General features: G+C 66.8%; 28 protein-coding genes. 18 read left to right on the top strand and 10 right to left on the bottom strand.

What is annotated here, in order from left to right; genetic code table 11:
• Positions 1-14: 14 nt before the first annotated feature.
• Together ABIR74_RS10400 and ABIR74_RS10405 are read right to left on the bottom strand one after the other, a co-directional pair.
• The gene (locus ABIR74_RS10400; protein ID WP_348177778.1) at positions 15-515 is read right to left on the bottom strand and encodes a phosphoribosyltransferase family protein; all 501 of its coding nucleotides are present in this window, start codon (positions 513-515) and stop codon (positions 15-17) included.
• A 56-nt stretch (positions 516-571) separates the two neighbouring features.
• Positions 572-940: a hypothetical protein gene (locus ABIR74_RS10405; protein ID WP_348177780.1), complete on the bottom strand. Its 369-nt coding sequence runs from the start codon at positions 938-940 to the stop codon at positions 572-574.
• Positions 941-1,009: 69 nt separating this feature from the next.
• Between ABIR74_RS10405 and ABIR74_RS10410 the strand changes: the two genes are divergently transcribed.
• The 6 genes from ABIR74_RS10410 (at position 1,010) to ABIR74_RS10435 (ending at position 6,178) form a co-directional block, all read left to right on the top strand.
• Positions 1,010-1,819: a metallophosphoesterase gene (locus tag ABIR74_RS10410; RefSeq protein WP_348177782.1), complete on the top strand. Its 810-nt coding sequence runs from the start codon at positions 1,010-1,012 to the stop codon at positions 1,817-1,819.
• 5 nt (positions 1,820-1,824) lie between these two features.
• Positions 1,825-3,093 (top strand): 2,3-diphosphoglycerate synthetase, encoded by a 1,269-nt coding sequence (locus tag ABIR74_RS10415; RefSeq protein WP_348177784.1) that lies wholly within the window; start codon positions 1,825-1,827, stop codon positions 3,091-3,093.
• Positions 3,090-4,004, top strand: coding sequence for a hypothetical protein (locus ABIR74_RS10420; RefSeq protein WP_348177786.1), 915 nt, complete (start codon positions 3,090-3,092; stop codon positions 4,002-4,004). The genes ABIR74_RS10415 and ABIR74_RS10420 overlap by 4 nt, the downstream gene beginning before the upstream one ends.
• Before the next feature lie 52 nt (positions 4,005-4,056).
• Complete coding sequence (locus ABIR74_RS10425) at positions 4,057-4,356, top strand: metal-sulfur cluster assembly factor (RefSeq protein WP_348177788.1); 300 nt, start codon at positions 4,057-4,059, stop codon at positions 4,354-4,356.
• A 182-nt stretch (positions 4,357-4,538) separates the two neighbouring features.
• The gene (gene queG / locus ABIR74_RS10430) at positions 4,539-5,546 is read left to right on the top strand and encodes a tRNA epoxyqueuosine(34) reductase QueG (protein ID WP_348177790.1); all 1,008 of its coding nucleotides are present in this window, start codon (positions 4,539-4,541) and stop codon (positions 5,544-5,546) included.
• Positions 5,546-6,178, top strand: coding sequence for a HAMP domain-containing sensor histidine kinase (locus ABIR74_RS10435; protein WP_348177876.1), 633 nt, complete (start codon positions 5,546-5,548; stop codon positions 6,176-6,178). The genes queG and ABIR74_RS10435 overlap by 1 nt, the downstream gene beginning before the upstream one ends.
• Here the strand turns inward: ABIR74_RS10435 and ABIR74_RS10440 are convergent.
• From ABIR74_RS10440 to ABIR74_RS10460, 5 genes are all read right to left on the bottom strand, one after another.
• Positions 6,141-8,174 carry a WYL domain-containing protein gene (locus ABIR74_RS10440; RefSeq protein ID WP_348177792.1) on the bottom strand — a complete coding sequence of 678 codons (2,034 nt, stop codon included), beginning with the start codon at positions 8,172-8,174 and terminating at the stop codon, positions 6,141-6,143. The two genes, ABIR74_RS10435 and ABIR74_RS10440, sit on opposite strands and share 38 nt — an antisense overlap.
• A gap of 87 nt (positions 8,175-8,261) precedes the next feature.
• The gene (locus ABIR74_RS10445; protein ID WP_348177794.1) at positions 8,262-8,714 is read right to left on the bottom strand and encodes a hypothetical protein; all 453 of its coding nucleotides are present in this window, start codon (positions 8,712-8,714) and stop codon (positions 8,262-8,264) included.
• Between the two features lie 127 nt (positions 8,715-8,841).
• Positions 8,842-9,396: a hypothetical protein gene (locus ABIR74_RS10450; RefSeq protein ID WP_348177796.1), complete on the bottom strand. Its 555-nt coding sequence runs from the start codon at positions 9,394-9,396 to the stop codon at positions 8,842-8,844.
• Positions 9,393-9,749, bottom strand: coding sequence for a zinc ribbon domain-containing protein (locus tag ABIR74_RS10455; RefSeq protein ID WP_348177798.1), 357 nt, complete (start codon positions 9,747-9,749; stop codon positions 9,393-9,395). Before ABIR74_RS10455 ends, ABIR74_RS10450 begins: the two co-directional genes overlap by 4 nt.
• A 39-nt stretch (positions 9,750-9,788) precedes the next feature.
• The gene (locus ABIR74_RS10460) at positions 9,789-11,246 is read right to left on the bottom strand and encodes an NAD-dependent succinate-semialdehyde dehydrogenase (protein WP_348177800.1); all 1,458 of its coding nucleotides are present in this window, start codon (positions 11,244-11,246) and stop codon (positions 9,789-9,791) included.
• 80 nt (positions 11,247-11,326) lie between these two features.
• Between ABIR74_RS10460 and ABIR74_RS10465 the strand changes: the two genes are divergently transcribed.
• Positions 11,327-12,484 (top strand): thiolase family protein, encoded by a 1,158-nt coding sequence (locus tag ABIR74_RS10465; protein ID WP_348177802.1) that lies wholly within the window; start codon positions 11,327-11,329, stop codon positions 12,482-12,484.
• Between the two features lie 121 nt (positions 12,485-12,605).
• Here the strand turns inward: ABIR74_RS10465 and ABIR74_RS10470 are convergent, their stop codons facing one another.
• Positions 12,606-13,502 (bottom strand): LysR family transcriptional regulator, encoded by an 897-nt coding sequence (locus tag ABIR74_RS10470; RefSeq protein WP_348177804.1) that lies wholly within the window; start codon positions 13,500-13,502, stop codon positions 12,606-12,608.
• 221 nt (positions 13,503-13,723) lie between these two features.
• On the opposite strand from ABIR74_RS10470, the gene ABIR74_RS10475 reads away from it, so the two are divergent.
• The gene (locus ABIR74_RS10475; protein WP_348177806.1) at positions 13,724-14,011 is read left to right on the top strand and encodes a hypothetical protein; all 288 of its coding nucleotides are present in this window, start codon (positions 13,724-13,726) and stop codon (positions 14,009-14,011) included.
• Positions 14,012-14,036: 25 nt separating this feature from the next.
• On the top strand, positions 14,037-14,891 hold the full coding sequence (locus ABIR74_RS10480; protein ID WP_348177808.1) for a 3-hydroxyacyl-CoA dehydrogenase family protein: 855 nt from the start codon (positions 14,037-14,039) through the stop codon (positions 14,889-14,891).
• Here the strand turns inward: ABIR74_RS10480 and ABIR74_RS10485 are convergent.
• A complete protein-coding gene (locus ABIR74_RS10485) occupies positions 14,882-16,108 on the bottom strand; it encodes a cation:proton antiporter (RefSeq protein ID WP_348177810.1) in 1,227 nt (408 codons plus the stop codon). The two genes, ABIR74_RS10480 and ABIR74_RS10485, sit on opposite strands and share 10 nt — an antisense overlap.
• A gap of 118 nt (positions 16,109-16,226) precedes the next feature.
• Here ABIR74_RS10485 and ABIR74_RS10490 point away from each other — a divergent pair, with 118 nt between their 5' ends.
• From ABIR74_RS10490 to ABIR74_RS10505, 4 genes are all read left to right on the top strand, one after another.
• Positions 16,227-16,721 carry a hypothetical protein gene (locus tag ABIR74_RS10490; protein WP_348177812.1) on the top strand — a complete coding sequence of 165 codons (495 nt, stop codon included), beginning with the start codon at positions 16,227-16,229 and terminating at the stop codon, positions 16,719-16,721.
• Entirely contained in the window at positions 16,721-17,425 is a 705-nt protein-coding gene (locus ABIR74_RS10495; protein ID WP_348177814.1) for a response regulator transcription factor, read from the top strand. Before ABIR74_RS10490 ends, ABIR74_RS10495 begins: the two co-directional genes overlap by 1 nt.
• Positions 17,426-17,487: 62 nt before the next feature.
• On the top strand, positions 17,488-18,882 hold the full coding sequence (locus tag ABIR74_RS10500; protein ID WP_348177879.1) for a HAMP domain-containing sensor histidine kinase: 1,395 nt from the start codon (positions 17,488-17,490) through the stop codon (positions 18,880-18,882).
• Complete coding sequence (locus ABIR74_RS10505; RefSeq protein ID WP_348177816.1) at positions 18,879-19,814, top strand: decaprenyl-phosphate phosphoribosyltransferase; 936 nt, start codon at positions 18,879-18,881, stop codon at positions 19,812-19,814. Before ABIR74_RS10500 ends, ABIR74_RS10505 begins: the two co-directional genes overlap by 4 nt.
• Before the next feature lie 50 nt (positions 19,815-19,864).
• Here the strand turns inward: ABIR74_RS10505 and ABIR74_RS10510 are convergent, their stop codons facing one another.
• On the bottom strand, positions 19,865-20,305 hold the full coding sequence (locus ABIR74_RS10510) for a hypothetical protein (protein WP_348177818.1): 441 nt from the start codon (positions 20,303-20,305) through the stop codon (positions 19,865-19,867).
• A gap of 26 nt (positions 20,306-20,331) precedes the next feature.
• On the opposite strand from ABIR74_RS10510, the gene queA reads away from it, so the two are divergent.
• The 5 genes from queA to ABIR74_RS10535 are packed head-to-tail and all read left to right on the top strand — an operon-like array spanning position 20,332 to position 25,967.
• Positions 20,332-21,270 carry a tRNA preQ1(34) S-adenosylmethionine ribosyltransferase-isomerase QueA gene (gene queA / locus ABIR74_RS10515; protein ID WP_348177820.1) on the top strand — a complete coding sequence of 313 codons (939 nt, stop codon included), beginning with the start codon at positions 20,332-20,334 and terminating at the stop codon, positions 21,268-21,270.
• Positions 21,267-22,424 (top strand): tRNA guanosine(34) transglycosylase Tgt, encoded by a 1,158-nt coding sequence (tgt, locus tag ABIR74_RS10520; RefSeq protein WP_348177822.1) that lies wholly within the window; start codon positions 21,267-21,269, stop codon positions 22,422-22,424. The genes queA and tgt overlap by 4 nt, the downstream gene beginning before the upstream one ends.
• Positions 22,403-22,882 carry a preprotein translocase subunit YajC gene (yajC, locus tag ABIR74_RS10525; RefSeq protein ID WP_348177824.1) on the top strand — a complete coding sequence of 160 codons (480 nt, stop codon included), beginning with the start codon at positions 22,403-22,405 and terminating at the stop codon, positions 22,880-22,882. The genes tgt and yajC overlap by 22 nt, the downstream gene beginning before the upstream one ends.
• 16 nt (positions 22,883-22,898) lie before the next feature.
• Positions 22,899-25,604, top strand: coding sequence for a protein translocase subunit SecD (gene secD / locus ABIR74_RS10530; RefSeq protein WP_348177826.1), 2,706 nt, complete (start codon positions 22,899-22,901; stop codon positions 25,602-25,604).
• 27 nt (positions 25,605-25,631) lie between these two features.
• Positions 25,632-25,967 (top strand): hypothetical protein, encoded by a 336-nt coding sequence (locus ABIR74_RS10535; RefSeq protein WP_348177828.1) that lies wholly within the window; start codon positions 25,632-25,634, stop codon positions 25,965-25,967.
• The last annotated feature ends 18 nt before the right edge of the window (positions 25,968-25,985 follow it).

Here is a 25,985-nt window from a genome sequence, read left to right on the forward strand (position 1 = left end):
CCTTGGTGTAGTTCCTAGGCGGCGTCGGTGGCCGCTGCCGGGAGCGCCTCTGTCGGGATGATGCGGAGATCGGGCAGCGCGCGCCACTGCTCCTCGAGACCGAGGCCGTACCCCGCGAACAGCTCATCAGGGACTGTGAACCCGACGTACCGGAGGCCGATGTTCTCCACGAGCCTTCGGTACGGGCGATCGAGCAAGGTGACGGACGTGATGCTCGCCGGATCGCGCTCGGCGAGCGTCCGCGTGAGGAACGCGAGCGTGAGCCCCGTGTCGACGACATCCTCGACGAGCAGGACATGCCTGCCGCCGATCGGAACGTCGAGATCCTTGAGCAGCCGGACGCCGCCGCGGCGGCCGTCAGAGTAGGCAGCCATCTCGATGACGTCGATCGTGTGCAGGATCGGCAGAGCCCGGGAGAGATCGGCGAGGAAGATCGTGCTCGACTTCAGGGGAGCCACGAGGAGTGGCTCCCGGCCCTCGAAGTCGGCAGCGATCTCCGCGCCGAGCTCTGCCACACGGGCAGCGATCTCGGCAGCCGAGAGGTAGACCTCGCCGATGAGGCGGTCGTGTCCTATGAGGCGAGCTTCAGCCGGTAGCGCTGGGCCAGGCGCTCGAGGTCGCGCCGGTAGAAGAGCTTGACGTTGACGTGCGGGTACTGCTCGCGCAGCTCCCGGAGCTTGCGATTCTTGCGCGTCACGAGGGACTGCTTCATCACGGTCACCTCGATGTACAGGTTCTCTTCCGGGAGGAAGAAGTCGGGCGTGAATGCGCGAGTAGTCCGCCCCTGGTCGTCTCGTTCGAGAACGAACGAGGTGGGCTCGTAGTCCCAGGGGATGCCATACCAGTCCAGGATCCTGGCGCACTCGAGCTCGATCCGGTTGGCAAACCGCGGGGGCTCTGTTCCACGGTACGCCTGGAACCGGTGGGATTCCGACCGCACGAGTAGACGGTACTCGCGCTCTCGGACGGCCCCCTCGACCCGGACGCCTCGAGGTCATAGACTTCGGCGATGTCGAACAGCGCTGCACCGGGCCTCCGGATCGCTCACCTCTCTGACCTCCACTGTGGCGAGCAGTACTTCGAGCCGACCCTGCTCGAGCGCGCGATCAGCGAGATCAACGACCTGAATCCCGACATCGTCATCTGCTCGGGTGACCTCACGACCCTCGGTTTCAAGCACGAGTACCAGCTCGCGAGGCAGTACGTCGACAAGATCGAGTGTGAATCCCTCGTCGTGATACCCGGAAACCATGACTCCCGGAACGTCGGGTACGTGCACTTCGAGGAGATGTTCGGCGAGCGGAATTCGGTGCTCCGCAAGGGCGGAGTCACCGTTGTCGCGGTCGATTCGACCGAGCCCGACCTCGACCACGGCCAGATCGGGCGCGGCCGCTACTCGTGGATCGAGAGGGAGTTCGGTGCCGAGCCGGCCGACCTGAGGATCTTCGTGCTCCACCATCACCTGCTTCCCGTCCCGGGAACCGGTCGGGAGCGGAACGTCGTGTATGACGCAGGAGACGTGATCGAGTGCCTCCTGCGATCCGGAGTGCAGCTCGTCCTCTCGGGGCACAAGCACGTTCCATACGCGTGGCGCCTCGAGAATCTCTTCGTCGTCAACACCGGCACCGTTTCGTCTCTACGCTTGCGGGGTAATACACGACCCTGTTACAACGTGATCGAGGTCAACGGCAGCCACGTCGATATCTGGCGCCGACATCCGTTCCACGGCCAGGAGCGCATCATTCAATTCTCGACCGACACGTTCGAGTACGAGAAGTACACCGGCCGGATCGAGTCCGAGGTGAAGTCCCGCGTATGAGGGCAGTGGCGATGATCGACGGGGAGCACTATGCCCCTGTGGTCAGGGACGCGCTCGTCGAGTTGCCCTACGACATCGTCGGCTGTGTGCTCGTCGGGGGGACGGAGAAGCTTCGGGGTGGGGAGGACTACGGTGTGCCGCTCCTGGCGTCGCTCGAAGAGGCGGTCGCCGAGCTCTCACCGGACGTCGTGCTCGATCTCTCGGACGAGCCCGTTCTCGGCCCTCCCGCGCGATTCCGCCTCGCCGCCCGGGCGCTCGCCCTCGGGATTCCCTACGAGGGAGCGGACTTCCGCTTCGACCCGCCGCGCTTCGAGGCCATTGCGCGACCCTCGATCGCGATCATCGGAACCGGAAAGCGCGTCGGCAAGACGGCCGTGACCGGTCACGTGGCAGGCGAGCTGGCGCGGGAACGGAATGTCGTCGTCGTCGCAATGGGCCGTGGAGGACCTCCCGAACCCGAGCTCGTCGAGGTCCGGCCGACCGTCGCGGATCTGCTTCGCATCTCTCGCTCCGGGATGCACGCCGCTTCGGACCACCTCGAGACCGCCGCACTGACCGGCGTGCTGACAATCGGCTGCCGTCGCTGCGGCGGCGGTCTCGCCGGCGCCGTCGGCACGTCCAATGTCCTCGCGGGTGTCCGCCTCGCCGAGGAGCTCGATCCCGACCTCATCGTGCTCGACGGGAGCGGAGCAGCTCTGCCTCCGATCGCGGCTGATCGCCGCATCCTGGTTGTCGGGGCGCACCAGGATCTCGCCGTTACGACCGGCTACCTGAACCCGTATCGCGCCCTGCTCGCAGATCTCATCATCGTGACGATGGCGGAGAGTGGCGTCGCGCATCGCGAGCTTGCGACCGCTATGACGGCCCTGGCGCGCCCGGGCGTGCCGGTCGTTCGTGTCGTCCTGCGGCCCCGCCCGCTCGAGGACGTCCGTGGACGGCGGGTCGCGTACTTCGGGACAGCGCCGGGAACGCAACACGCCCGGATCGCCGAACACCTCGAACGAACGTACGGGGGAGAGGTCGTTCACGTCTCCGGGAGCCTCTCGGACCGGGCGGCGCTCCGGTCGGAGCTCGTCGGCCTCGACTGCGACGTCATCGTTGTCGAGATCAAGGCAGCCGCGATCGATGTCGTTGCCGAGGAGGCCGCGCGGATGGATGTCCCCGTCGTGCTCGCGGCGAACGACGTCCTGCCCCTTGCGGGCGAGCCTGAACTCGACGCCGAGCTCGGTCGGCTCGCGAACGAGGCGACCGCGTCTGCGACGGTGGGCGTGTGAGCGAACGCCGCTATCTCGCTCCGCTACCGCTCGGAGGTGACGAGGGGCCGCCGTGGTCAAAGGGACTGATGGCGCGCGCGCTGGCCGCCACGGGCCTGACGCCCACCCGTGCGTACGAGCTCGCCCGTCGCGCCGATGCGGACATGATCGACCGTGGCTCGCTCGAGCTCGACCTCGACCGGCTGGCGGAGGTCGCTGCCGAGACGCTCGGCGAGCAGGAGGCGGTGCGCACGATGCGCCGACTGCGGCGTCTCCAGGCACTCCAGCACCTCGAGCTCCCCGTCGTGCTGCTCGTCGGCGGCGCGACCGGCACGGGCAAGTCGACGCTTGCCACCGAGGTGGCGCACCGGCTCGGCATTACCCGGGTGACGTCGACGGACTTCATCCGCCAGACAATGCGTGCGTTCTTCTCTCGCGAGTTCATGCCGTCGGTGCACTACTCGAGCTTCGAGGCGGAGCTCGCGCTGAGCCGGGCCGACGAGGATCTTGCCGGTGATGCAACGCTGCGTGGCTTCCTCGACCAGACGCGGAATGTGCTCGTTGGCGTGGAGGCGGCGATCGACCGCTCGCTCACGGAAGGATGGTCGATGGTGCTCGAGGGCGTCCATCTCGTGCCCGGGATGATCGCCGTCGATCGAACCGACGCGATCGTCGTTCAGTGCGTGATCTCGATCAGCGACGAGCAGGCGCACCGGAGTCACTTCTGGGTCCGGGACGCAGCCACGGATGGCCTGCGCCCACTGGAGAAGTACCTAGACGGGATGACCGAGATCCGGATGATCCAGGACATTCTCGTCGAGCGTGCACGGCGCTGTGATGTCCCGGTGATCGAGAACGTGAACCTCGACCACGCGATCGGCCAGGTACTCGACCTCGTCCTCACGGGGGCCGAGCGCCTCGCCCGGGTGTGAGCGATCACCGGCGGTCATCTGAAACCCGTCGCCTCGTAGCTAGACTCCAGCCATGGTCACCGAAGCAGACGTCATCGAAGCGCTCCACGGCGTCGAGGATCCGGAGCTCGGAATGGACATCGTCGAGATCGGCCTTTTCTACGAGGCAGAGATCGAGGGGCCGAACATCAAGGTCATCCACTCTCTCACCTCGATGGGTTGTCCTGCAGGCCAGATGATCCAGGAGGGCATCCACGACGCGGTCGCGGCGCTTCCCGGCGTCGAGAAGGTCGAAGTGGAGCTGACGTTCGATCCGCCGTGGACTCCCGACCGCATGTCGGAAGACGCGAAGTTCATCCTAGGCTTCGGCTAGCGCCGAGCTCGTTCCGCGCTCAGGGCTTCGGCGGTATCGGCGTCGAGGCCTTCTGACCCGGCGCCGCCCACGCGTCGCTCACCGGTACGTCGCTACACGCCGAGACCCTCCCTGCGAACCAGGATCCGTAGGGTCGACACGGAACCTAGGGCCATGTGCGCCTGTTGCCTGAGACGGTTGCCGTGACGGCGGCGGAGCTCGCCCAGCTTGCGATCGAGGTTGGCCTCGATGCAGTCGGCGCGTCCCCTGCAGCGGCGTACACGGGGACGGAGGAGCACATCCGCGAGCGCCGTGCGACGGGCCTCTTCGCCGACATGAAGTTCACCATGGCCCACCCCGAGATCTCCTGCCACCCGGAGCTCCATCTCGACGGGGAGGCGAAAACCGTGATCTCGGCAGCGCTCTGCTACTGGGTCGATGGCCCCGACGCGGGCGCCGGTGAAGGGCGCCTCCCGCGGTATGCGTGGCGTGACCACTACGCGCTCCTACGCGAACGCCTCGATGCTCTCGGTCGAAGCCTCGGTGGCAGGTACCGCGTCTTCGTCGACGCCAATCAACACGTCGATCGCGAGGGGGCGCGACGAGCGGGGCTCGGCTTCTACGGCAAGAACACGATGTTGATCACGCGTGAGCACGGATCGTGGGTTGTCCTCGGCACGCTGATCACCGACGTCGAGGTGGAGGCGACGCCACCCCTCGACCTCGATTGCGGGCGCTGCACTCTCTGTATCGATGCGTGCCCGACGGGAGCGCTCGACGATCCCGGGGTGCTCGATGCGAATCGCTGCCTCTCGTACTGGACGCAGGCACCGGCGCCGGTTCCCGAGGACTACCGCGCCGAGCTCGGTGCCTCGGTGTACGGCTGTGACATCTGTCAGGACGTATGCCCCTGGAATCGGGGGGTCGAGAAGCGGCGCGCAGGTGTCGAGCTTGCCGACGATGCAATGTCGAACGTCTCGCTCATCGACTGGCTCACGCGCTCAGGGAGCGATCTCGTCGGCGAGCTCGACCGCCTCTACGTGCCTCGAAATGACGCGCGCTGGCTGAAGCGCAACGCGCTCCACGCCCTCGGCAACACGGGAGGTCGCGGCGCTCTCCAGCACCTGGAGCCGTTCCGATCGAGCGACGACTCGATCCTTGCCGACGCGGCGAGTTGGGCCGAACAGCAGATCGTCGAGCGCTCATCGTGATGCGAACCCGGCTCGATGTCCTCGTTCACGAGCTGCGGAGCCCGGTGGCCGCGCTCCTTGCGATCTCGGAGGTCTATGCCGACGCGGACTACTCGACGAGGCTCCGTCTCGTGGAGCTGGCCTGCACGGCGGGTGCGAGCCTCGAGCGCCTGCTCACCGACGTCACCGAAGCGACGCTCAGGCTGACGCGGCTCGATCTCGGTCGAATCGCTTTGGATGCGTGTGAAACTGCGACTCTCGGAGGTTCGTCGATCGTCGTGGCACCGGAGACCGACACCGCGCTCGCGGTTATCGGTGACGCGACCCGCCTGCGTCAGGCCCTCGACAACCTGATCGGGAACGCGATCGGGCACTCACCGGCAGGGGCGACAGTCACCGTGGCGGCGACGCGTAGGGGAGGCTCATGTCTGGTCTCGGTCATCGACGAGGGCGAGGGAGTCTTGCCCGAAGACCTCGAGCGGATCTTCGAGCCGGGAGTGCGCGCCACGAGCGCCCGATCGGGGTCAGGTCTCGGCCTCGCTGTGGTACGAGAGATCGCCCGAGAGCACGGGGGAGAGGTCGAGGTGGAGTCGCGTCCCGACTGGGGCGCGACATTCAGGCTCGTGCTGCCGGCCGCTTCCGACGCGTCGTGACGCCCAGCTCCGATTGCAGTTCCTTGGCGCGCGCAGCGACGCTCGCCCGCATGTCGCTCGGCTCGAGCACGATGGTTTCTCCTGCGTCCGCGAGTACCTCGGACAGCAGCCATTCGTCCGTCTTGAACTGGATCTCCGAGAGGGCCGCCTTGTCGGTCAGAGCTCGAGCGCCGCGCTCGAGCTTCCAGCGCGCTACGACGGGTGAGTGCCAGAGTCGTGCGATCCGCTGCTCGTGGAGGTAGCGGGGGTCGAAGCCGTCGCGCGGTTCGAACGACTCGGTCGTCATCGTCGCCGACCGCATCCTGTCGAGTCGATAGGTGCGCGGTCCGTCGGCCGTGCGATCCCACGTGTGAACGCGCCAGACGGGTAGCTCGCGCTCGAACGAGTACGGCTCCACCGAACGTGTTGTCGGATTCTCGTCTCCCTCCTTGAGGTACTCGATCTCGACGACGAGACGCTTCTCCACCGCGTCCGAGAGGGTACGGACGAGCTTCTCTTCGACGTCCTCGGCATCTCCGGACGGGGCTCGAGGGAGGTCGAACTGCCCGAACGTCTCCTCAAGCTTCTTCCGCACGCGATCGAGCGGCGTGTGGGCCTCCGCAGCGATTGTCGGCCCGACGTAGTCAATGGCGAGACGGATAGCGCGGGCCTCGAGAGGCGTCAGCTTCGGGGGACGCCGAAAGACGTCGCCGTAGAGCTCCTTGTCGACCCGGACGATCCCTTCGTCTTCGTCGACCTCGGCGTAGACCGTATAGCAGCCGCCGCCGAAGTTGACGAGGTTGAGGAGCGACAGCGTCTCCTGGAGCTCCTCGCGGGGAATCGAGAAGCGTGAAGCAAGATCGTTGGCATCGAGTCGTGCGTCGCGTCCCTCACCGCACGCGGAGAGGACGTGAGCGAGCAGCGCCTGAAGGACTCCGAACCGCTCGGGCGCGATCGGGCCAACGGGCCGGTCGCCCCGGTCCGAGTGAGCCTCGATGCGACGCTCCCTGGCAAGGACAGGGACATCGCCGTCGTGGCCGTCTCGGAGACGGGCGAGTCCGTCGGAGACCGCATCGCGCAACGCCTTGGGAGCGAGAGGGATGGCCCGGCCGTTCTGCCGGAGCACCCAGCCGGCGAGCGGCTCGACGTTCGCAAAGTCGGTTTCGAACACCCCGTCCACGAGGGACCCGGCGTCCGACAGGGTCCGATGCACCCACCAGGCCGTGTCGCCCTGGACAGCGATCCGGGCCTTGCCGGCGGTCTCGCCGATCTGCCACGGTCGCGGCACGCGGTGCGCCTCGACATCGAACTCGGGCGGCAACCGGAAGTCGCGCTCGCGGCGCGTGGCGAAACGAATGTCGCTGCGGATTCGTGAGACGCGGAACGTCCGCACAGCAGCGCGGTCGAGGTCCTGGCCAACGACGTACCAGATGCCCTCGTCGAGGCGCAGCGCATAGGGATTGAGGGCCCGCTCACCGACCTTGTCCCGCTGCGGCGACCAGTACGAGAACTTGATCGTGCGTTGCTTCGAGATTGCCGACTCGAGCTTGGAGAGGCGACCGGCCAACTCGGGAGAGTAGTCAGGAGCGCTCACGCGCACGCGCTCGGCGGTGTCTGTTCGTGCCTCGTGGAAGCCGGGACGGCCGAGAGCGAGGTTCTGCAGCGCGAGCCGCAGCGGCTCTGCGTAGGCGAACTTCCCGTCGAGGTAGAACAGCGCTGTCTGGAGCGCCGCGAGCTCGTCGTCCTTCAGGTCGAGGCGATCGAGGAAGTAGTTCTCCGACCGCAGAGTGTAGAGCTCCTCACCCGTGAACTCGTCACGGTGCGAGTGAAGGGGGACGCCGAGCGCGGTGAGTTCCGCGCGGTCCGAGTAGAACCGACGCGCGAAGGCCTCGTCGGACATCTCCGAGTAGCCCTCGACGTTGCCCTTGACATCGCGCGCGGTCAGCGGACGGCGCTCGGCCATCAGAAAGGCGACGAGCGAGAGTTGACGGATGAGCTTGTCGGTGTCGTGCGACATCGTGTGTTCGAGCTTACAGCCCGTGCCGCCCGGGTGATTGACCGATCCCGGAGGATCGATCGGGTTGACGTCGGCGCTGCGAGGTGGCTAGGCGGCGAGCGACGTGCGCGCTTCGAGATGTTGATGCGACGGGCAGTAGTCCCGACTCGGCAGCGGTGTGCGCTGACATGCCTTGCCCTTGCGGGTCGTGGCCTTACACCGAGCGATGCCGCCGTCGAACGCTCCTGCCTCGATCTGCTGCTCGACGAACGCGATCGCTGCCCCGACGCCCTCACGGACGGCCCAGGCGACCTGTGCCTGCGCGGTGATGGGGAAGTAGCGGCGAATGTCCTGGAACAGGGCACGATCGGGGCGCGCGAAGTACTGCGGGTCGGCTGCTAGGCGCGACATCGTGAGCTCGCACTCTTCGAGAACTGCCCGCCGTGACTCGAGGCGCGTGTGCCGATCGGTGTACGGATCGATCAGATCCTTGATCGAGCGATAGACGGCCCGCGAGTACTGATACATGCAGGACTGCAAGTAGACGACATGATCTTCCATCGTTTGGGTCTCGCTTCTGTGAAAATGGGGAATATAGGCGGAAAATCCGCTCCCGCCACGTGGAGTCTACCCGGTTTCGGTCCGTGTTACAAACTCCGTTTCGATCTCGTCAGAAGAGACAACACGTTCAGCGGCTGATCCGGGCGGTTCGTGCGCCGCGCTGAACCGATTTTGCATCGCGCAGATGGCTTGCAGCCTCTGGTTCGCTCGGATAGAAGCCGCTGAAGACCATCCAGTAGCCGGGGTGGAGGCTCGCGAACTTGGAGGAATCGAGCACTCCAACTCCCTTCAGGCCCTTCTGGCGCGCGTCGGCGGCGCGTGCGACGGCGGCGTCCCGGCCTTCGACCTTCGGCACGGAGACAAGCACGATCGTCCAGCCGCTCCTCTCCAAGGGCCATTCTTCGAGCCTCGAGGCGTTCGTCACCGTCGGCGCCTTGACGGTCTCGCTGCCGCCCGTCGCCGTGAGGATCGTGGTGGCTGTCGCAGTCTCGCGCGTCAGTCCGATGGCGAGAGCTCCTCCGGCGACAGCGACGATGCCGGCGAGCAAGATGGCGAGTGATGCCTTGCGACGATCCAGAGGCACCGATCCGACACGTCCGGCGACCGGGAGCTTCAGGCCGCACTCCAGGCAGAACTCCTGCCCCACGGAGATACCCCCGCCGCAGCGTGGGCACTGTGTCACCCGCTCGCCTCCGCCTGGGCGCTTTCCTCGATCAGAGATCGGCCGCAGCTCGGACAGAAGCGCGCCCCCATGAGCAACGGGGCGCCACAGGCGCAGATCGCGCTGCCCTGGCGGCGGAGACCACGCGCGCCCTGGAGCAGCGCCTCGATCTCACTCGCCCGGGCCTCGATTGCCACGAGCTCGGCGCACCGCTCGACGATCAGCGTCTCGTTGAAGTGGTCGCGGCGGTACATCTCGAGCGTCAGGCCGCCGAGCTCCCGGAACCTCTCGTCGCGGAGGATGAGCAGCGCCCGCCGCTCACGACGAAGATCGCTTGCAGTTGGAGCGGAGGGCTTGCTGGAGAAGAGCGCCACGGCGAGAGAATAGCCGGGTGACAGGTCGCCGCCGGTCTGCTAGAGCCCCACACCTCCGACCTGGACGTACTTGACATCCAGGTACTCGTCGATCCCCACGGAACCGCCCTCGCGGCCGTAGCCCGACTCCTTGACGCCGCCGAATGGTGCGTTCGCCGCGCTGATGACCCCGGTATTCGCTCCGATAATCCCGTACTCGAGCTTCTCGGCAACCCGGAGGAGCCGCGCGTAGTCCCGGGTGTGGAAGTACGCGGCGAGGCCGTAGATCGACGCGTTGGCGACACGAATCGCTTCCTCCTCGGTCTCGAATCGCGTGACGCCCGCGACGGGTCCAAATGTCTCCTCGGTCGAGATCAGCATTTCCGGGGTCACGCCCTCGAGCACCGTGGGTGCGTAGAACGACCCGTTTCCTTCGATTCGCTCGCCACCGACGACGAGCCGCGCGCCGTGCGCGATCGCGTCCTGGACGTGCTCGTCGGCCTTGTCCACGGCGCCGTCGTCGATCAGCGGGCCGATCGTGACGCCTTCCTCGGTCCCGTGGCCGACGACCATCTTCGCCACCTTCTCGGCGAGCTTTACGACGAACGCGTCATAGATGCCTGCCTGGACGTAGGTGCGGTTGGCGCATACGCAGGTCTGGCCGGCGTTGCGGAACTTCGAGGCAATCAGCCCGTCGACGGCCTCGTCGAGATCAGCGTCGTCGAAGATGACGTAGGGGGCATGGCCGCCGAGCTCGAGGGAGAGCCGCTTCACCTGGTCGGCAGATGCGCGAATCAGCTCCTTGCCGACCTCGGTCGAACCCGTGAACGAGATCTTCCGCACGCGCGCGTCGGAGAAGAGCTGCTTTGCCACCATGCCTGAAGAGCGGGAGGTGATCAGGTTGACAACGCCGGGTGGCGTGCCCGCGTCCTCGATCGCGCGCAGGATCAGCGCCGCAGTAAGGGGCGTTGCGCTTGCAGGCTTGACGACGCTCGTGCACCCGGCTGCCATCGCAGGGCCGAGCTTGCGCGTCATCATCGCGGCCGGGAAGTTCCACGGCGTGATCGCGGCCGTCACCCCGACCGGCTGACGCAGCACGAGCACGCGGCTCGCAGGATTCATCGGGGGCACGATCTGTCCGTAAACGCGCTCCGCCTCGCCGCCGAACCACTCCAGGAAGCTGGCGGCGTAGTCGACCTCGCCCGCTGCCTCGGCGAGCGGCTTGCCCTGCTCCGAGGTCATCACGAGCGCGATCGTGTCCTTGCGCTCGCGGATCAGGTCGGCGGCGGCGCGGAGGATGCGCCCGCGCTGAAGCGCAGGCAGCGACTTCCACTCGTCCAGCGCGACCGCCGCGGCGTCGATCGCGGCGCGGACATCCGGCTCGCCTGCGTCGGGCACCGAGCCGACGAGCTCGCCGGTCGCTGGATCCGTCACGTCGAAGCGGGAACCGTTCGCCGCCTCCCGCCATTCCCCACCGATGAGGAGCTGTTCGTCGACTCCGGTTGCCGCGACTGCCATGTCAATTCTCCTTGTCGAATGCCGTCACGGACAGGCTAGATGATGGAGGGCCGCGGGCCGATCGCCGCTACGCTCCTCGTATGACGGACGCGCTCATCATCGACGCCGTGCGAACGCCGATCGGTCGCCGCAATGGAGCCCTTGCAGTCGTCCGTGGCGACGACCTCGCCGCTCGGGTCTTGACGAGCCTCGCAGACCGGGTCGGATTCGACCCGGCCGAGGTCGAGGACGTGCAGATGGGCTGCGTCACCCAGGTCGGCGAGCAGGCGTTCAACGTCGGCCGGATCGCGACCCTCGTCGCCGGCTGGCCGGAGTCGGTCGCCGCGACGACGGTCGACCGCCAGTGCGGCTCGTCGTTGCAGGCCGCCTTCAACGCTGCGTCGGCGATCCGGGCCGGGCACCTCGATGTCGTCGTTGCGGCCGGTGTGGAGTCGATGTCACGTGTCCCCATGGGATCGAACCTCGGGCCGGAGGGATGGAGTCTCCTCAACCCACGGCTCGGCGATCGTTGGCCGATCGTGCCGCAGGGCATCTCGGCCGAGGAGATCGCGAAGGAGTGGGGTCTCGCGCGCGAGCAACTCGACGACTACGCGCTCGAGTCGCATCGGCGCGCCGTGGCCGCGATCGACGGTGGTCTGTTCGAGGGAGAGATCGTGCCCGTCGCACTCCCGGACGGCAGCTCGTTCACGGAGGACGAGGCGCCGCGCCGCGATACTTCCGCCGAGAAGCTCGCATCGCTCAAACCCGTCTTCCTCGACGACGGCGTCGTCACCGCCGGCAACTCGAGCCAGATCGTCGACGGCGCGGCGGCAATGCTGATTGCGAGCGAGGCTGCTTCAACACGCCTCGGCGTCACGCCACGCGCCCGCTTCGTCTCGTTCGGGATCGCGGGCGTCGACCCGTACCGGATGCTGCACGGCAACCCGATCGCGTGTGCCGAGGCGCTTCGCCGGGCGGGTCTCGGCTGGGACGACATGGCCGTGATCGAGATCAACGAGGCGTTCGCGTCGGTCGTGTTGCAGACGCTCGCCGACACGGGCTTGCACGAGCGCTGGGTCGCAGGAGACGTCAATCCGAACGGCGGCGGCATCTCTCTCGGCCACCCCCTCGGTGCCACGGGCGCCAGGATCACCGCCACGCTGCTCGCCGAGCTCGACCGCCGGGAAGCGCGCTACGGCCTCGCCTGCATGTGCATCGGTCAGGGTCAGGCCATCGCAGCGATCGTCGAACGCCTCTGAGGCGCTAGCGCCCCGAGCTCGTAGCGTTGTTCTGCAAGGGGGTGGCCGTCCTGGATGAGTCCGAGACCACCGCTCCAGCGGCGGCGACGGCTGCGGCGACGCGCGCCGCGTGACCTCGCTCTCACGACGCGGCCAGCTCCGTCTCCACGCCAGCACTGACCGCCAGGGCGATCTCCACGAACGCGCGGGCGGCCGGCGACCGAACGCGATCGCGATGCCAGACGACCGAGATGACTCGATCGGGAACGGGTGGCTCGATTGCCACGACCCGCACGCGATCGTCACCGGGAATGACCGCCAGAAGGGGGACGAGGGCCGCCCCGAACTCCGCCGCCACGAGCCCCTGGAGGGTACCGTTGTCGTCCGAGCGAAACGCGTACTCGACAACGTGGCCGGCGTCGCGCAGGATCTTCTCCGCCTCGAGCCCGCTCGCACACGTTCCTGATCCGATCAGCGTCAGCCCGTCGAGCTCGGACAGCGAGCAGGTCGCGCGCTCCGCCATCAGGTGCCCTGCCGGGAGAAGAAGAACATACGGATCCCGCATCAGCTCGAGAGCGTCGAACGGTCCGTCGGGCAGCGGTGCCGAACAGAACGCCAGGTCGAGGCGGCCGCTCTCGATCTCGGCATAGAGCTCGGAATCTGTGGTCGGCTCGGAAAGGCCGATCTCGATCTTCGGCCACCCCGTACGAAACCGCCGCATCACTTCGGGAAGCACGCGCGAGCCGATGCTCTGATACGTCCCGACGCGGAGCGATCCGGTCTCGCCGGCGCGCAACGCGAGCATGTCGGCGCGGGCGGCTGCGAGGCGATGGACGACGGCCTCCGCGTGGCGAAGGAGCAGTGTCCCGGCCTCGGTCATCGAGATCGCACGCGGCCCGCCAGGACGCTCAACGAGCCTCTCTCCCACGATTCGCTCGAGGGCCGCGATCTGCTGGCTGATGGCCGACTGCGTGTAGCCGAGTTCCGAGGCAGCGCGACCGAAGGAGCCAGTGCGTGCAACGGCTTCGAGCGCCGCCAAATGGCGCACCTCGACACCGAGCCAGGTGTCCTGAAGAGGAGTATCAGCTTGGGTAATAGATGTCATCAATACCTCGACTTGTGCTGATAGTACCTGCTCAGCGAAGATGCAGCCATGGAAATCGCACTGATCGTCTTCATCGTTCTCGTCGCTCTCGGTTCTGTCTTTGCAGGCAAGGACTCCCGGATCGACGAGTCGGCTCGCCGGCGCAGGTACCTCGGGTGACCGAGCACCTTCCGGCAGCCCTCGCACGCCAGGTCGCGGGTCGGAGCGAGATCGCCATTCGCTCCGCCCGGCCCGGCGATGCGGCCGCAATCCGGCGGCTCGCGCATCTCGTCGACCGCACCGTCCCGGCCGATCCCGTTCTCGTGGCGGAAACCGACGGGGCAATCGTCGCTGCGCTTTCGACTTCGAGCGCCGACGTCGTCACCGATCCCTTTCGCGCTACGGGTGATCTCGTCGCGCTGCTGCGGCTGCGCTCGGCGCAACTGCATGCTCTAGCGGCCTGATCGATCCCTCGTCTACGATCGTCCGGTGACGGAGATCCGGACGATCGGTGTGATCGGCCTCGGCGCAATGGGCGCAGGCATTGCGCAGCTCGCCGTGGAAGCGGGCTACCGGACAGTCGGGCGAGAGGTGACATCCGTGCTCGGCGCCGCTGCTGCTGCCAGGATCGGCCACTTCCTCGATCGCAAAGTCGACAAGGGCCAGCTCTCCGCGGATGAGAGGGATGCTGCAATCGCAAGGCTCGAGACCACTGCGGATCTCGAGCCGTTCGCGGAGTGTGACCTCGTGATCGAGGCGATCGTCGAGGAGCTCGAGCCCAAGCGCGCCCTCTTTGCAGACCTCGACCGGATCTGCCGCCCTGACGCGATTCTCGCTACCAACACCTCGGCGCTCTCCGTGACCGCGATCGCCGCCGCGACGACGCGGCCCGAGCGGGTCGTCGGGATGCACTTCTTCAACCCGGCTCCTCTCATGCCCCTCGTCGAGATCGTCCAGGCGGAGCTCACGTCGGACGTCGCAGTGGCGGTGGTCATCGAGGTGGGAGAGCGATTCGGCAAGGAAGTCGTAACGTGCCACGACACTCCCGGGTTCATCGTCAATCGCGTGCTGATCCCCCTCCTGAACGACTGCGTCCGCGTCCTCGACGAGGCGCGCATCACGCCCGAGGCGCTCGACACCGCGATGAAGAACGGGGCGGGCTGGCCGATGGGCCCGTGCGCGCTCGTCGATCTCGTCGGCATCGACGTCCACGTTCACGCCGCCGAGGCGCTCTACGCGCTCTCGCGCGATCCGCGTATGGCCCCGCCGGCGCGCATCGTGACGATGAAGAATGCCGGCCTGCTCGGTCGCAAGAGCGGCCGCGGCTTCTACACCTACGACTGACGGTCTTCGGGCCCGTGGTCGGCGTCGATCATCGGCACGCCGAGCCGGTTCGCAACGGTGGGTACCAGTGTCCCTTGCACCGCGACCGAGAACAGGACGATGACGAAGACAATCCCGTAGATTTCCTCCGACTGTTCTGTCCCGCCGACGACGGCAAGCGACGCGAGCAGGATCGGCACCGCCCCCTTGAGCCCGGAGAACGTGACGAAGAGGCGCTCACCCCGTGAGAGCCTGGCGGGGAGCAGGAGCGGGAGAACGACCAGCGGTCTGACAACGAAGCCCAGTACGACCGCGAGCACGAGGCCCTGCCACCAGAGTGAGTCGGCGAAGATGAACCCGAGCTCGATCGTCAAGCCCAGAGCGACGAACACCGCGAGCTCCCCGAGGTCCGCGAGGGCTGTGTGGAACTCTCGCACCTCGGCGCGACGCGGGAACGCCGCGTCACCGATAACGATGCCGGCAACGAAGACCGCGAGGAAACCGGAGCCGTGGGTGATCGCCGCGAGCCCGTAGGTGAGGAAGGCGCCGAGGAGAACCGTGATCGGGTAGAGGGATCGGTCGGGCAGCGGAACACGGCGCAGGAGGTAGAGGAGCACGACTCCGGCCCCGACTCCGACGGCAAGACCGATACCCATCTCGCGGAGGAACTCCACGGCGACCTCGGCGACCGACGCGTCGGGATGGATCGCGAGCTCGATCATGCCGATCATCAATGCGATACCGACCGGGTCGTTGAACCCCGACTCGCCCTCGAGGATCGTTCCGGCGCGTCCTTCCACCTCCTTGCCCGCGAGGACAGAGAACGTGACTGCGGGATCGGTTGGCGCCACCGCAGCCCCGATCAGCAGTGCGACCGTCCAGTCGAATCCGAGCAGATAGTGCGCTGCGATGGCGACGAGAGGTGCCGTCGCGAATGTCCCGACCACGCCGACGACGGTGATCGGCACGGCAGCAGAGCGGAACCGGCGCAGGCCGATTCCCATGCCGCCGTCGAAGAGGATCACGATCAGAGCGAGCGTCGCGACCCGCTGAACGTCCTGGAACGTGAGCAGACCGGCCAGCCGTTCGGAGAAATCGGAGGCGAGAGCCGTCACTGTCAGGAGCAGTGCCGCGGTCGGCAATCCGATCCGGGCGGCGACCACGCGGACGACGATCGCGAGCGTCAGCGCGACGGCGACGAACTCGATCGCGCGCCCGAAGGTCGTGATGTCGTCCATCCGGCGATTCTTGCTGTTTTGCAGGACGGCTGCTCCCGCGCTCGGAGGCCAAGCGCTAACAGATTCCTTACCGGCGTCTCATCGCGGGATCACCCGGGGTGCCGATACTCTCGAAGACATGCGCCTCCTGGCCCTGATACTGCTCGCCCTCGCCGTCTCGGTCGGCATAGCGACCGCTGCCACACGGTCACCGGGCGGCTCGCTCGAGATCAAGGAAGGCCGTGGCTCGTTCCAGATCACCGGGAAGGGCGTGATCGTCGGTCGCGTCGACCGGGGGTCATTGAAGATCATCGACCTGACGCCGGCCGACCAGTGGAGCCCATGGGTGAACGGCGTCCCGCGCGGTAAGAACCTGTGGATCAAGGGCCGAAATATCACGTTCCGGATCTCGGCCGGGCGGTACCGGATCGTCGCGGGCGGCGATGGTGTATCGGTGTCGGCGCGAGGAACCGGAACCGCCGTGATGGACGGCGATCCCGACGCCGTCGGCGACACCGGCCGCTACCGGGTGGGCGACTCTCAGCTCGATTCGGTTCCTGATGAGACAACGAAAACGTCGTTCGGGATCAGTGACCTGACCGCGTCGTCGTGTCGATCAGTCAAGATCCAGTAATGACCACCCCGAAGACGATCCTCGTCGTTGAGGACGAGGCCGCGATCGCGTCCTTCGTCACGCTCTACCTCAAGAACGCGGGATACGTCGTCAAGGCCGTCGGGACCGGCGGCGCGGCCCTGAATGCCATCGCGGCCGAGATTCCGGCTCTGATCATCCTCGACCTGAATCTGCCGGATATGGACGGGATCGAGATCTGCCGCCGCGTCCGCAAGGGATCCGATGTGCCGATCCTGATGCTGACCGCGAGGGATGAGGACGTGGACAAGATCATCGGACTCGAGGTCGGGGCCGACGACTATCTCACGAAACCGTTCAATCCACGCGAGCTGGTTGCTCGGGTCAAGAGCGTGCTGCGACGGTCGTCGTCGGACAGACGCCGCGACGAGGGCGACGAGATCACGCACGGCGACCTGACGATCAATGCCGGCCGGCGTGAGGTGATGGTCGGCGATCGCGAGATCCAGCTCGCACCGAAGGAGTTCGAGCTTCTCTGGGAGCTTCTCGATCATCGTGGGCTCGTCCTGACGCGCGACCAGCTCCTCGAGCGCGTCTGGGGATACACGTTCGCCGGCGACACGAGGACAGTCGATGTCCACGTGCGTCAGATCCGTCGCAAGCTCGAGGATGCGTCGCCGATCGTCACCGTGTGGGGCGTGGGGTACAAGGTCGCTCAGGATCGCACCTCTGCGCCCGCGGCCTGAGGCTCTGAAGTGAACCCCGGGATCGGACGCCGAGCCGGCCGCGGTTTTACACTCCCATCGTGATGCGGTCGCTGCGGTTCCGCCTGCCGGCCCTGTTCCTGCTCGGGATCGTGCTCGCAGGGATCTTTGCCGCACTGATCTCGCTACGCCTCTTTCAGACCTACACCCGCGACCAGTCGATCCAGGAGCTCAAACGCGAGGCCGCCGGCCTCTCACGGCTCTACGCCGACGCAGCGCTCCGTGCAGTCGACGAGGGATCCGGCTCGATCGACTTCGCCGCGCCCAAGCTGGAGCTCGCGACCGGCGACCGGATCTTCTACCTCGGCTCGTCGCTCTTTCCCGGGCAGGACACCGGGCTGACGCGCCTTGCCGAAGCGTCAGTGCCGGCCGCGGTGCGTGACCTGTCGGGGCCGGTCACGTTCGAGTTCACGCCGCCCGGGAGCAATCGCGCGTTTCTCGCCGCGTCCGCACCCGTTCGCCTCGAGCCGGAGAGCGAGGCGCTCGGTGCAATCGTCGTCGCGAAGCCGAGGACGGAGCTGCGCGATCAATGGCTACCGCTTGTGGCGCGTCTCGCGCTTGCCGTGGCGGTCGGAGCGCTCGTTGCAGGGCTGCTGGCCTGGTGGCTCTCCCGGAAGATCACAGGCCCCGTGCTCGCCCTGTCGAGCGCGGCGGACGAAATCGCGGCCGGCAACTACGCGGTACGGGTGCCGGCGGGGGAGGGCGGCGACGAGATCAGCCAGCTCTCGAGGCGTTTCAACGAGATGGCCGGCCGCCTCGGCGCGACGGAGGAGCGCGAGCGACAATTTCTGATGTCGGTCTCGCACGAGCTCCGTACGCCGTTGACGGCGATCAAGGGTCACGTCGACGCGATCCGGGATGGTTTGTTCGACGATCGCGAGGCGGAGCGTGCCTCCCTCGATGTCGTCGCCAGCGAGACGATCCGTCTGGAGCGCCTCGTCGGAGACGTTCTCGATCTGGCCAAGCTGAACGCGCATCGGTTCACCGTGCACGCCGAGGAGGTCGATATCGGAGCGCTCGTCGCCCAGGCGCATGCGAGCTTCGGCGAGGAGGCGCGGCGCCGCAGCCTGACGTTCAGGCTCGATGAGGACATGAACGCTCCGGTCATCGTCACCGACGGCGATCGGGTTCTCCAGGTCCTCACAAACCTGCTCGCCAATGCGTTCCGGTGGACGCCTGACGGCGGCACGATCTCGATTGGATCGTCGAGCCTCGGCGGCACGGTTCGCATTGACGTCTGCGACACCGGTCCGGGAATCCAACCCGACGAGCAGGAGCGCATCTTCGTGCCGTTCATTTCGCGGGACAACCACGGCACCGGCCTCGGCCTGCCGATCGGCCGGGAGCTTGCGGTAGCCCTCGGAGGCCGACTCGAGCTCGAATCGACCGTGGGACAGGGAAGCCGCTTCACGCTCGTGGTGCCCGAGCGTCGTACGTGATCCCGCGTGGAGAGACGACGCGCGGGCAGACCACCTCACGCCGGCAGAAGGCGCCGCACGGACCCGAGCGCTCGCCGATCCGGGCGGCGTTCGTCGCCCTGAGGCCGCGGCAGTGGGTGAAGAACCTGCTCCTGTTCGGGGGCATCATCTTCGCGGCCGAGGTCGACGATCCGTTGAAGTGGCTGCAGGCATTTGCCGCTTTCGCCTTGTATTGCGCCGCCTCGAGCGCCGCCTACCTCGTCAACGACCTGCGCGATGTCGAGGCCGACCGAACCCACCCGGTCAAGCACGGGCGGCCGATTGCACGAGGCGAGCTCCGCCCGCGGATCGCCGGTGCGCTCGTCGGCGCGCTGCTCGCCGTGGCATTCGCGTTGGCTGCGTGGCTCGGCAGTCCGTCCGTGCTCTGCCTGTTCGCCTTCGTGGTGCTCCAGACGGCGTACTCGATCGGCCTCAAGAACGTCGTCCTCATCGACGTTCTCGCGATCGCGGCGCTCTTCGTGATCCGAGCCGTCGCCGGGGCGATCGCCGTTGACGTGAGGATCTCGCCCTGGCTTCTCGTCTGCACCGGCCTCCTCGCGCTCTTCCTCGCGCTCGGGAAGCGGCGCGCCGAGCTGCTGCTGGTCGAGGCCGAGCGCACCCCCGGGCGGCGAGTCCTTGCCGGGTACTCACCAGCGGTGCTCGATCGCCTACTCGTCGCCGTGGCCTTCGCGACCGCTGTCGTCTACGTCCTGTACACCCTCACGGCACGCGACTCCTACGCGCTCGTCCTCACCGTGCCATTCGTCATCTTCGGCCTCGGCCGTTACCTCCACCTCGTGCGGGAGAGCGATCGAGGAGAGGAACCCGAGAATGTCCTGCTCGGCGACACTCCGATCCTGATCACCGTCGCCGCCTGGGCTGCGCTCTGCGCGGCGATCCTGATCCAGACCTGACCGAGGCGGCCCGGGATCGAGCCGGCCGTTCCGGGCGACATCCTGGCGCCCTAGGACGCAGCTGCGCGGTGACCGTGGATCGAGACGATCTCGGCCGAGTCGCCCCGCTCGAGACGCTCGAGGCGCCGATCGACACCCTGCCAGCCCGACGAGACGAGGTCGACAAGGAGGGTGAGATCGTCGAGCCGTGCGTTGCGCTCGGCGATCAGCTCCTGCTCCAGCCGCTCGAGGCGACCGATTGCGTTGTTGAGCAGGCCCTTGATCTCGGCCAGGTTGCGCCCCACGGAGAGCACCTCGCGGCGGAGCCCCTCCTGGACGGCCTCACCGACACGATCGGGAAGCGCAGCCTCAAGCGTCAGCGCCGCGGCACCGAGCGCCTCGACCTCCTCCCGTGAGCGGCGAAGTGCCGCTTCGAACCGACCTTCCTCGTTTCGGCCCTCGCGGGCCGCTGCGATCCGTTGCTTCGCTCGCTCCAGTGCCTGTTCATCCATGAGCACAAGGCTACTCTGGCCATCGGATGAGATCCTCTGAGCTCGATTACGATCTGCCGCCCGAGCTGATCGCGCAACGGCCCGCCGACCGCCGCGACGGGTCGCGACTGCTCGTCTTCGACCGTGCAACCGGAGCCGTTCGTCACCGCCTCTTCGCCGATCTTCCGGCTGAGCTGGGAGACAGCCTGGTCGTCATCAACGACACGAAGGTCGTGCCTGCGCGCCTCCATCTCGTGCGCGATACCGGTGGTCAGGCGGAGGTGCTACTCCTCGAACCACTCGGCGCGGGAGTCTGGGAAGCTCTCGCTCGTCCGTCACGACGCCTACGAGCAGGGGAGAGGCTCGGCCCGGTCGAGCTGCTCGAGTCGCTCGGCGAGGGGCGCTGGCGCATCCGTCTCGACGGGGAGCCGGAGGGGGAGCCGCCGTTGCCGCCGTACATCCACGAGCCGCTCGCCGACGCCGCCCGATATCAGACGGTCTATGCGTCCGATCCTGGCTCGGCCGCGGCGCCGACGGCCGGTCTTCACTTCACACCCGAGCTTCTTGCGTCGCTGGACGTCGAGCGCGTCACACTCCACGTCGGGCTCGACACGTTCAGGCCTCTGGCGGTCGACGAGCTCAACGATCACGAGCTCCACGGCGAGCGGTATCGCGTGGCGCCGGACGCGTGGGCACGAATCGAGGCGGCCAAAAGCGTTCTCGCCGTTGGCACCACCACGGTTCGTGTGCTCGAGACGATCGCTTCGGCCGGTGATCTCGCGGGGCGAACGTCCCTCTTCATCCTGCCCGGCTTCGAGTTTCGCCGAGTCGACACGCTGCTCACCAACTTCCACCTGCCTCGCTCGACGCTCCTCGCTCTCGTGATGGCGTTTGCGGGCGTGGATGCCGTTCGAGATCTCTACGAGCTCGCGATCGAAGAGGAGTACCGGTTCTACTCCTTCGGTGACGCGATGCTGATTCTGTGACTAGCCTCGCCGACGTGACCTGTTTCACCCTCGAAGCAACCGACGGTGCGGCCCGTGCGGGGACCGTCCACACCGTCCACGGAGACATCCCGACGCCGGCCTTCATGCCCGTCGGGACGAAGGCGACCGTGAAGACGCTCCATCCACAGGAGGTCCGCGAGACCGGGGCCGCGGTGATCCTGGCCAACAGCTATCACCTCCACTTCCGGCCCGGTGAGGAGCTGATCGAGGAACTCGGCGGTCTGCACGCGTTCTCCGGATGGAGTGGCCCGATCCTGACGGACTCGGGTGGGTTCCAGGTCTTCTCGCTCCGCGACACGCTGCTCCACGTCGACGACGGCGGCGTGACGTTCCGCTCCGTCTACGACGGCGTCGCCGACCGCTTCACACCCGCCGGGGTCGCCGAGATCCAGCGGCGGCTCGGGAGCGACATCGCGATGTGCCTCGACATCTGTCCACCCGCCCATGCGACGCTCGACGAGCACGAGGACGCCGTCAGGCGCACGACGCTCTGGGCGGGACAGCAGATCGATGCTCCCCGCGCCCCAGGCCAACTGCGATTCGGGATCGCCCAGGGCGGCACAGATCCGGAGCTCCGACGTCGCTCGATCGAGGAGATCGTGGCGCTCGGATTCGACGGCAACGCACTCGGTGGGCTCGCCGTCGGCGAGAGCCGTGCCGAGATGCTCGAGACCGTTGAGTGGGCGGCGCCCCTCCTGCCGACCGATCGACCCCGCTACTTCATGGGCCTCGGAGACGTCGAGGGGATCATCGGAGTGATCGCCGCTGGAATCGACATGTTCGACTGCGTTCTGCCGACGCGAAACGCACGGACGGGAACAGCGATGACCATGACCGGTCGGATGAACCTGCGGAATGCCCGCTATGCCCGTGATCCCCGCCCGCTCGAGGAGGGGTGCGGCTGTCCGGCGTGCACCGGATTCTCGCGCGCCTTCCTCCGTCATCTCGTGAACCAGAACGAGATACTCGGGCTCCGACTGCTTTCTCTGCATAATCTATGGCTCGTTCATCGACTCACCGCGGGTGCGCGGGATGCGATTCGCTGCGGAGTCTTTGACGACTTCAGGGCGGCTACGCTCTCGGGGCTCACCCGTGACCCCCAGGAGGATTCGTGGATGCACTTCCGATCATAATTCTGCTCTTTGGCCTCATGTACTTCCTCATGATCCGCCCTCAGCGCGCCAAGGCGCAGGCGCAGCAGCGCCTCCTCAACATGGTTGCCGTCGGGGATGAAGTGCTCACGGTCGGCGGCGTCTACGGCATCGTCCAGGAGATCGAGCCCGACGAGGACGGCGGAGACCTCGTCGTCGAGATCGCGGAGGGCATCCACGTTCGCATCGCGCGGAAGGCGGTCGCCACCGTCGTGAAGCCCGAGGACGACGAGGACGACGAAGATGCAGAGTCCGACGAGTCCGACCAGGACGACGAGAACGACGGTGAGCCGGACGACGACGACGTTGTCGACAGCGAGGCCGAAATCGTCGAGAATGCGGCCGAACCGCCCCCGGGAGGGGTAGCGGAGGTTAACGGCGAACAAGATTCTGTAAATCCGGGTGCTGCAGAGGGAACGGCACCACCCGAGCGCAGCTAGCCTTCCCGCCGCACACATGAGCCACCGCAGAGCCATCGTCGTCGTTGCCATGGTCGTCGCCTCACTTGTCGGCGTCGGCCTCATGGTCGTTCCCTCGTCTCCGTTCCACCAGACGCCGACACTCGGTCTCGACCTTCAGGGCGGTCTCGAGATCACGAAGCAGGCGGTACCGCCGAAGGGTCGCAAGCTGACGAAGGAGGATCTCGACCGGTCGGTGACGATCATGCGCGACCGGGTCGATCGCCTCGGCGTCTCGGAGCCCGAGATCAGAACGCAGGGCGACGACCAGATCACGATCCAGCTACCGGGCGTCAAGAACCCGGAGGCGGCTGCGAAGATCATCGGCAAGACTGCGCAGCTCGAGCTCTTCGACCTCGAGACGAGCCTCGTCTCGCCGTCGGTGGACATCAACGGCAACCCACAACCCCGCGACTCGGTGTACGGGTTGCTGGCCGGGCAGCAGTCGCTCGTCGACGGCGAATCCGATCAGTGGTGGCTGTTCGACAAGAAGAAGAAGCTCGTCGCCGGCCCTGTCTCGACGAAGGTGAAGGCGCTCAACAAGTTCGATGGTACGTTGCCCGACGGCTACAAGCTCCTCGGGACACCGAAGGACACCGTCGTCATCTCGTGTGGCGTCCAGGCTGCGGTCTGCCCGGGTGTGCCCGGCGCTCCCACCACGACGGCGTACTACCTCTTCAAGTACACGCCGCCCACCGTGCCTCAGATGACGGGTGCCGATCTCAAGCTCTCCGGCACGCGGCAGGACTTCGACACGCAGACGAACCAGCCGATCGTCTCGCTCGAGTTCACGAACAAGGGCAGCGACCGCTTCCAGGAGATCACCCGCAACGAGTACCTGCGCGGGAAGCTCCGGAACGCACCGCAGCATTTCGCGATCGTGCTAGACCGCGAGATCAGGTCGTGGCCGCAGATCGACTACACCGACAGCTCGCTCTCCGGCGGCATCTCCGGGAATGCCCAGATCTCCGGGATCGGTGACATCCAGGAGGCGAAGGATCTCGCCCTCGTGCTCCAGACCGGTGCGCTCCCCGTCAACTTCGTCACTCTGGATCAGACCGCGATCTCGGCGACGCTCGGGAAGGACTCGCTCGACGAGGCCAAGACCGCCGCGCTCGTGGGCCTGCTTCTCGTAGCGCTCTTCCTACTCGTCTTCTACCGCTTCCTCGGCCTTGTGGCCGTGCTCGGTCTCGGCGTCTATGCCGCGTTCCTCTACGCCGCGATCCTGGTCTTCAACGTGACGTTGACGCTACCGGGCTTCGCCGGCCTCGTGCTGACTCTCGGTGTTGCCGCCGACGCGAACGTCGTCATCTTCGAACGCATCAAGGAAGAGGCGCGAGGTGGCCGCAGCGTCAAGGCGGCGATCCAGACCGGCTACACGAAGGGCTTCGCGACGATCGTCGACGCGAACGTCGTCACTGCGATCACTGCGCTCGTGCTCTTCGCCGTCGCGACATCGTCCGTGCGTGGGTTCGCTCTGATGCTTCTGATCGGTACCGCGATCTCGATGCTCACTGCGGTGCTCGCCACGCGCGCGTTCCTCTCGCTGCTCGCCGACTCGAAGCTCCTCAACAACCCGAGGGTGATCGGCACCTCGGGCGGCGGCATTCCGGCCTGGTTGAAGATCGACTTCATCGGCAAGCGGCGACTCTGGTTCGGCCTCTCGGCCGCCATCGTCACCGTCTCGGTGCTCTCGATCGCCATCCTCCACCTCAATCTCGGTATCGACTTCAAGGGCGGCACGCAGATCGGCTTCACGACGCCGGCGCCGACGTCGCTCACGCAGGTGCGGCTTCAGGCTGCGAAGGTCGGTCAGGGGAATGCTGTCATCCAGGGTCGCGGCCCGTCGACGAACGACACGTACAAGAGCTTCCAGATCCGCACCGAGACCCTGACGACCGACGAGTCGGCCGAGCTCACGGGGAACCTGACGAAAACCGTGGATGCCGACTCATTCGGGATCAAGAACGTCTCGGCGAGCTTCGGCCGTCAGATCGCGAAGAGCGCCATCCTCGCCATCATCGTCTCGCTCTTCCTGATCGTCGGCTACATCTCGCTGCGTTTCCAGTGGCAGTTCGCCGTCCCGGCGATCGTGGCGCTCATGCACGACGTCCTGATCACGATCGGGATCTATGCGCTCCTCGGTAGAGAGGTGTCGACCGCCACGGTTGCGGCGGTGCTCACCGTGCTCGGATACTCGATCTACGACACGATCATCATCTTCGACCGGATCAGGGAGAACATCCCGTTGATGAAGCGCGGGTCGTTCCGGCAGATCACGAACGTCTCGCTCTGGGAGACGATCCCGCGATCACTCGCAACGACGTTCATCACCTTGTTGCCGATCGTTGCGCTCCTGATCTTCGGCGGCGCGACTCTCAACGACTTCGCGTTCGCCCTGCTGATCGGAATCGGGTCCGGTGCCTACTCGTCGATCTTCGTCGCGGCCCCGCTGCTCGACTGGATCAAGGAGCGCGAGCCCGAGTACGCTCGTCGCAGGCACGAGGATGCCGGGGAGATCCAGTCGGTCGGCGGCACCGTGCTGCTCGACGCCTCGTCAGCGACGCTCGTCACCGAGGCCGAAGAGCTGCTCGCTCCGGAGCCTCTCCCCGAGGCAGAGGCTCCAGCGAAGCCGGTCGACTCATCGGCCCGTGATCGTCGACGTGCCCGCCGCTCGAACCGCCCGCACGGCCGCGCCCGCTAACCAGCGTCCGCCAGTACAATCGAGGGCATGGACGAGAACGGCACGGCAGCGCCGCACTCCCTCGAGCAGCTGGCTCTCGCGGCGCTCGGCTGGGCGTCCCTGACCGTCGAGGCGTCGGATGCGCTCGCCGACGATCTCGCGCGCCGCGTCGGAATCGAGCGGGATGAAATGCGTGGCGCCGTTCGTGACACCGTCGCGAGCTGGCGCGCGGAGGCCGAGAAGATCGGGTCGCTTCCGTCGGGCGCGGCCGACAGGGCATTCGACCGGCTCGGTGTCGTTCGTCGCGACGAGGCGGACGATCTTGCGCTGCGCGTCGCCCAGCTCGAACATCGTGTCCGATTGCTCGAGAAGCCCGCAACCTAGCCAAGCCCGATCATTCCC

The organism is Gaiella sp. (assembly GCF_039915195.1).
Taxonomy (GTDB): Bacteria; Actinomycetota; Thermoleophilia; order Gaiellales; family Gaiellaceae; genus Gaiella.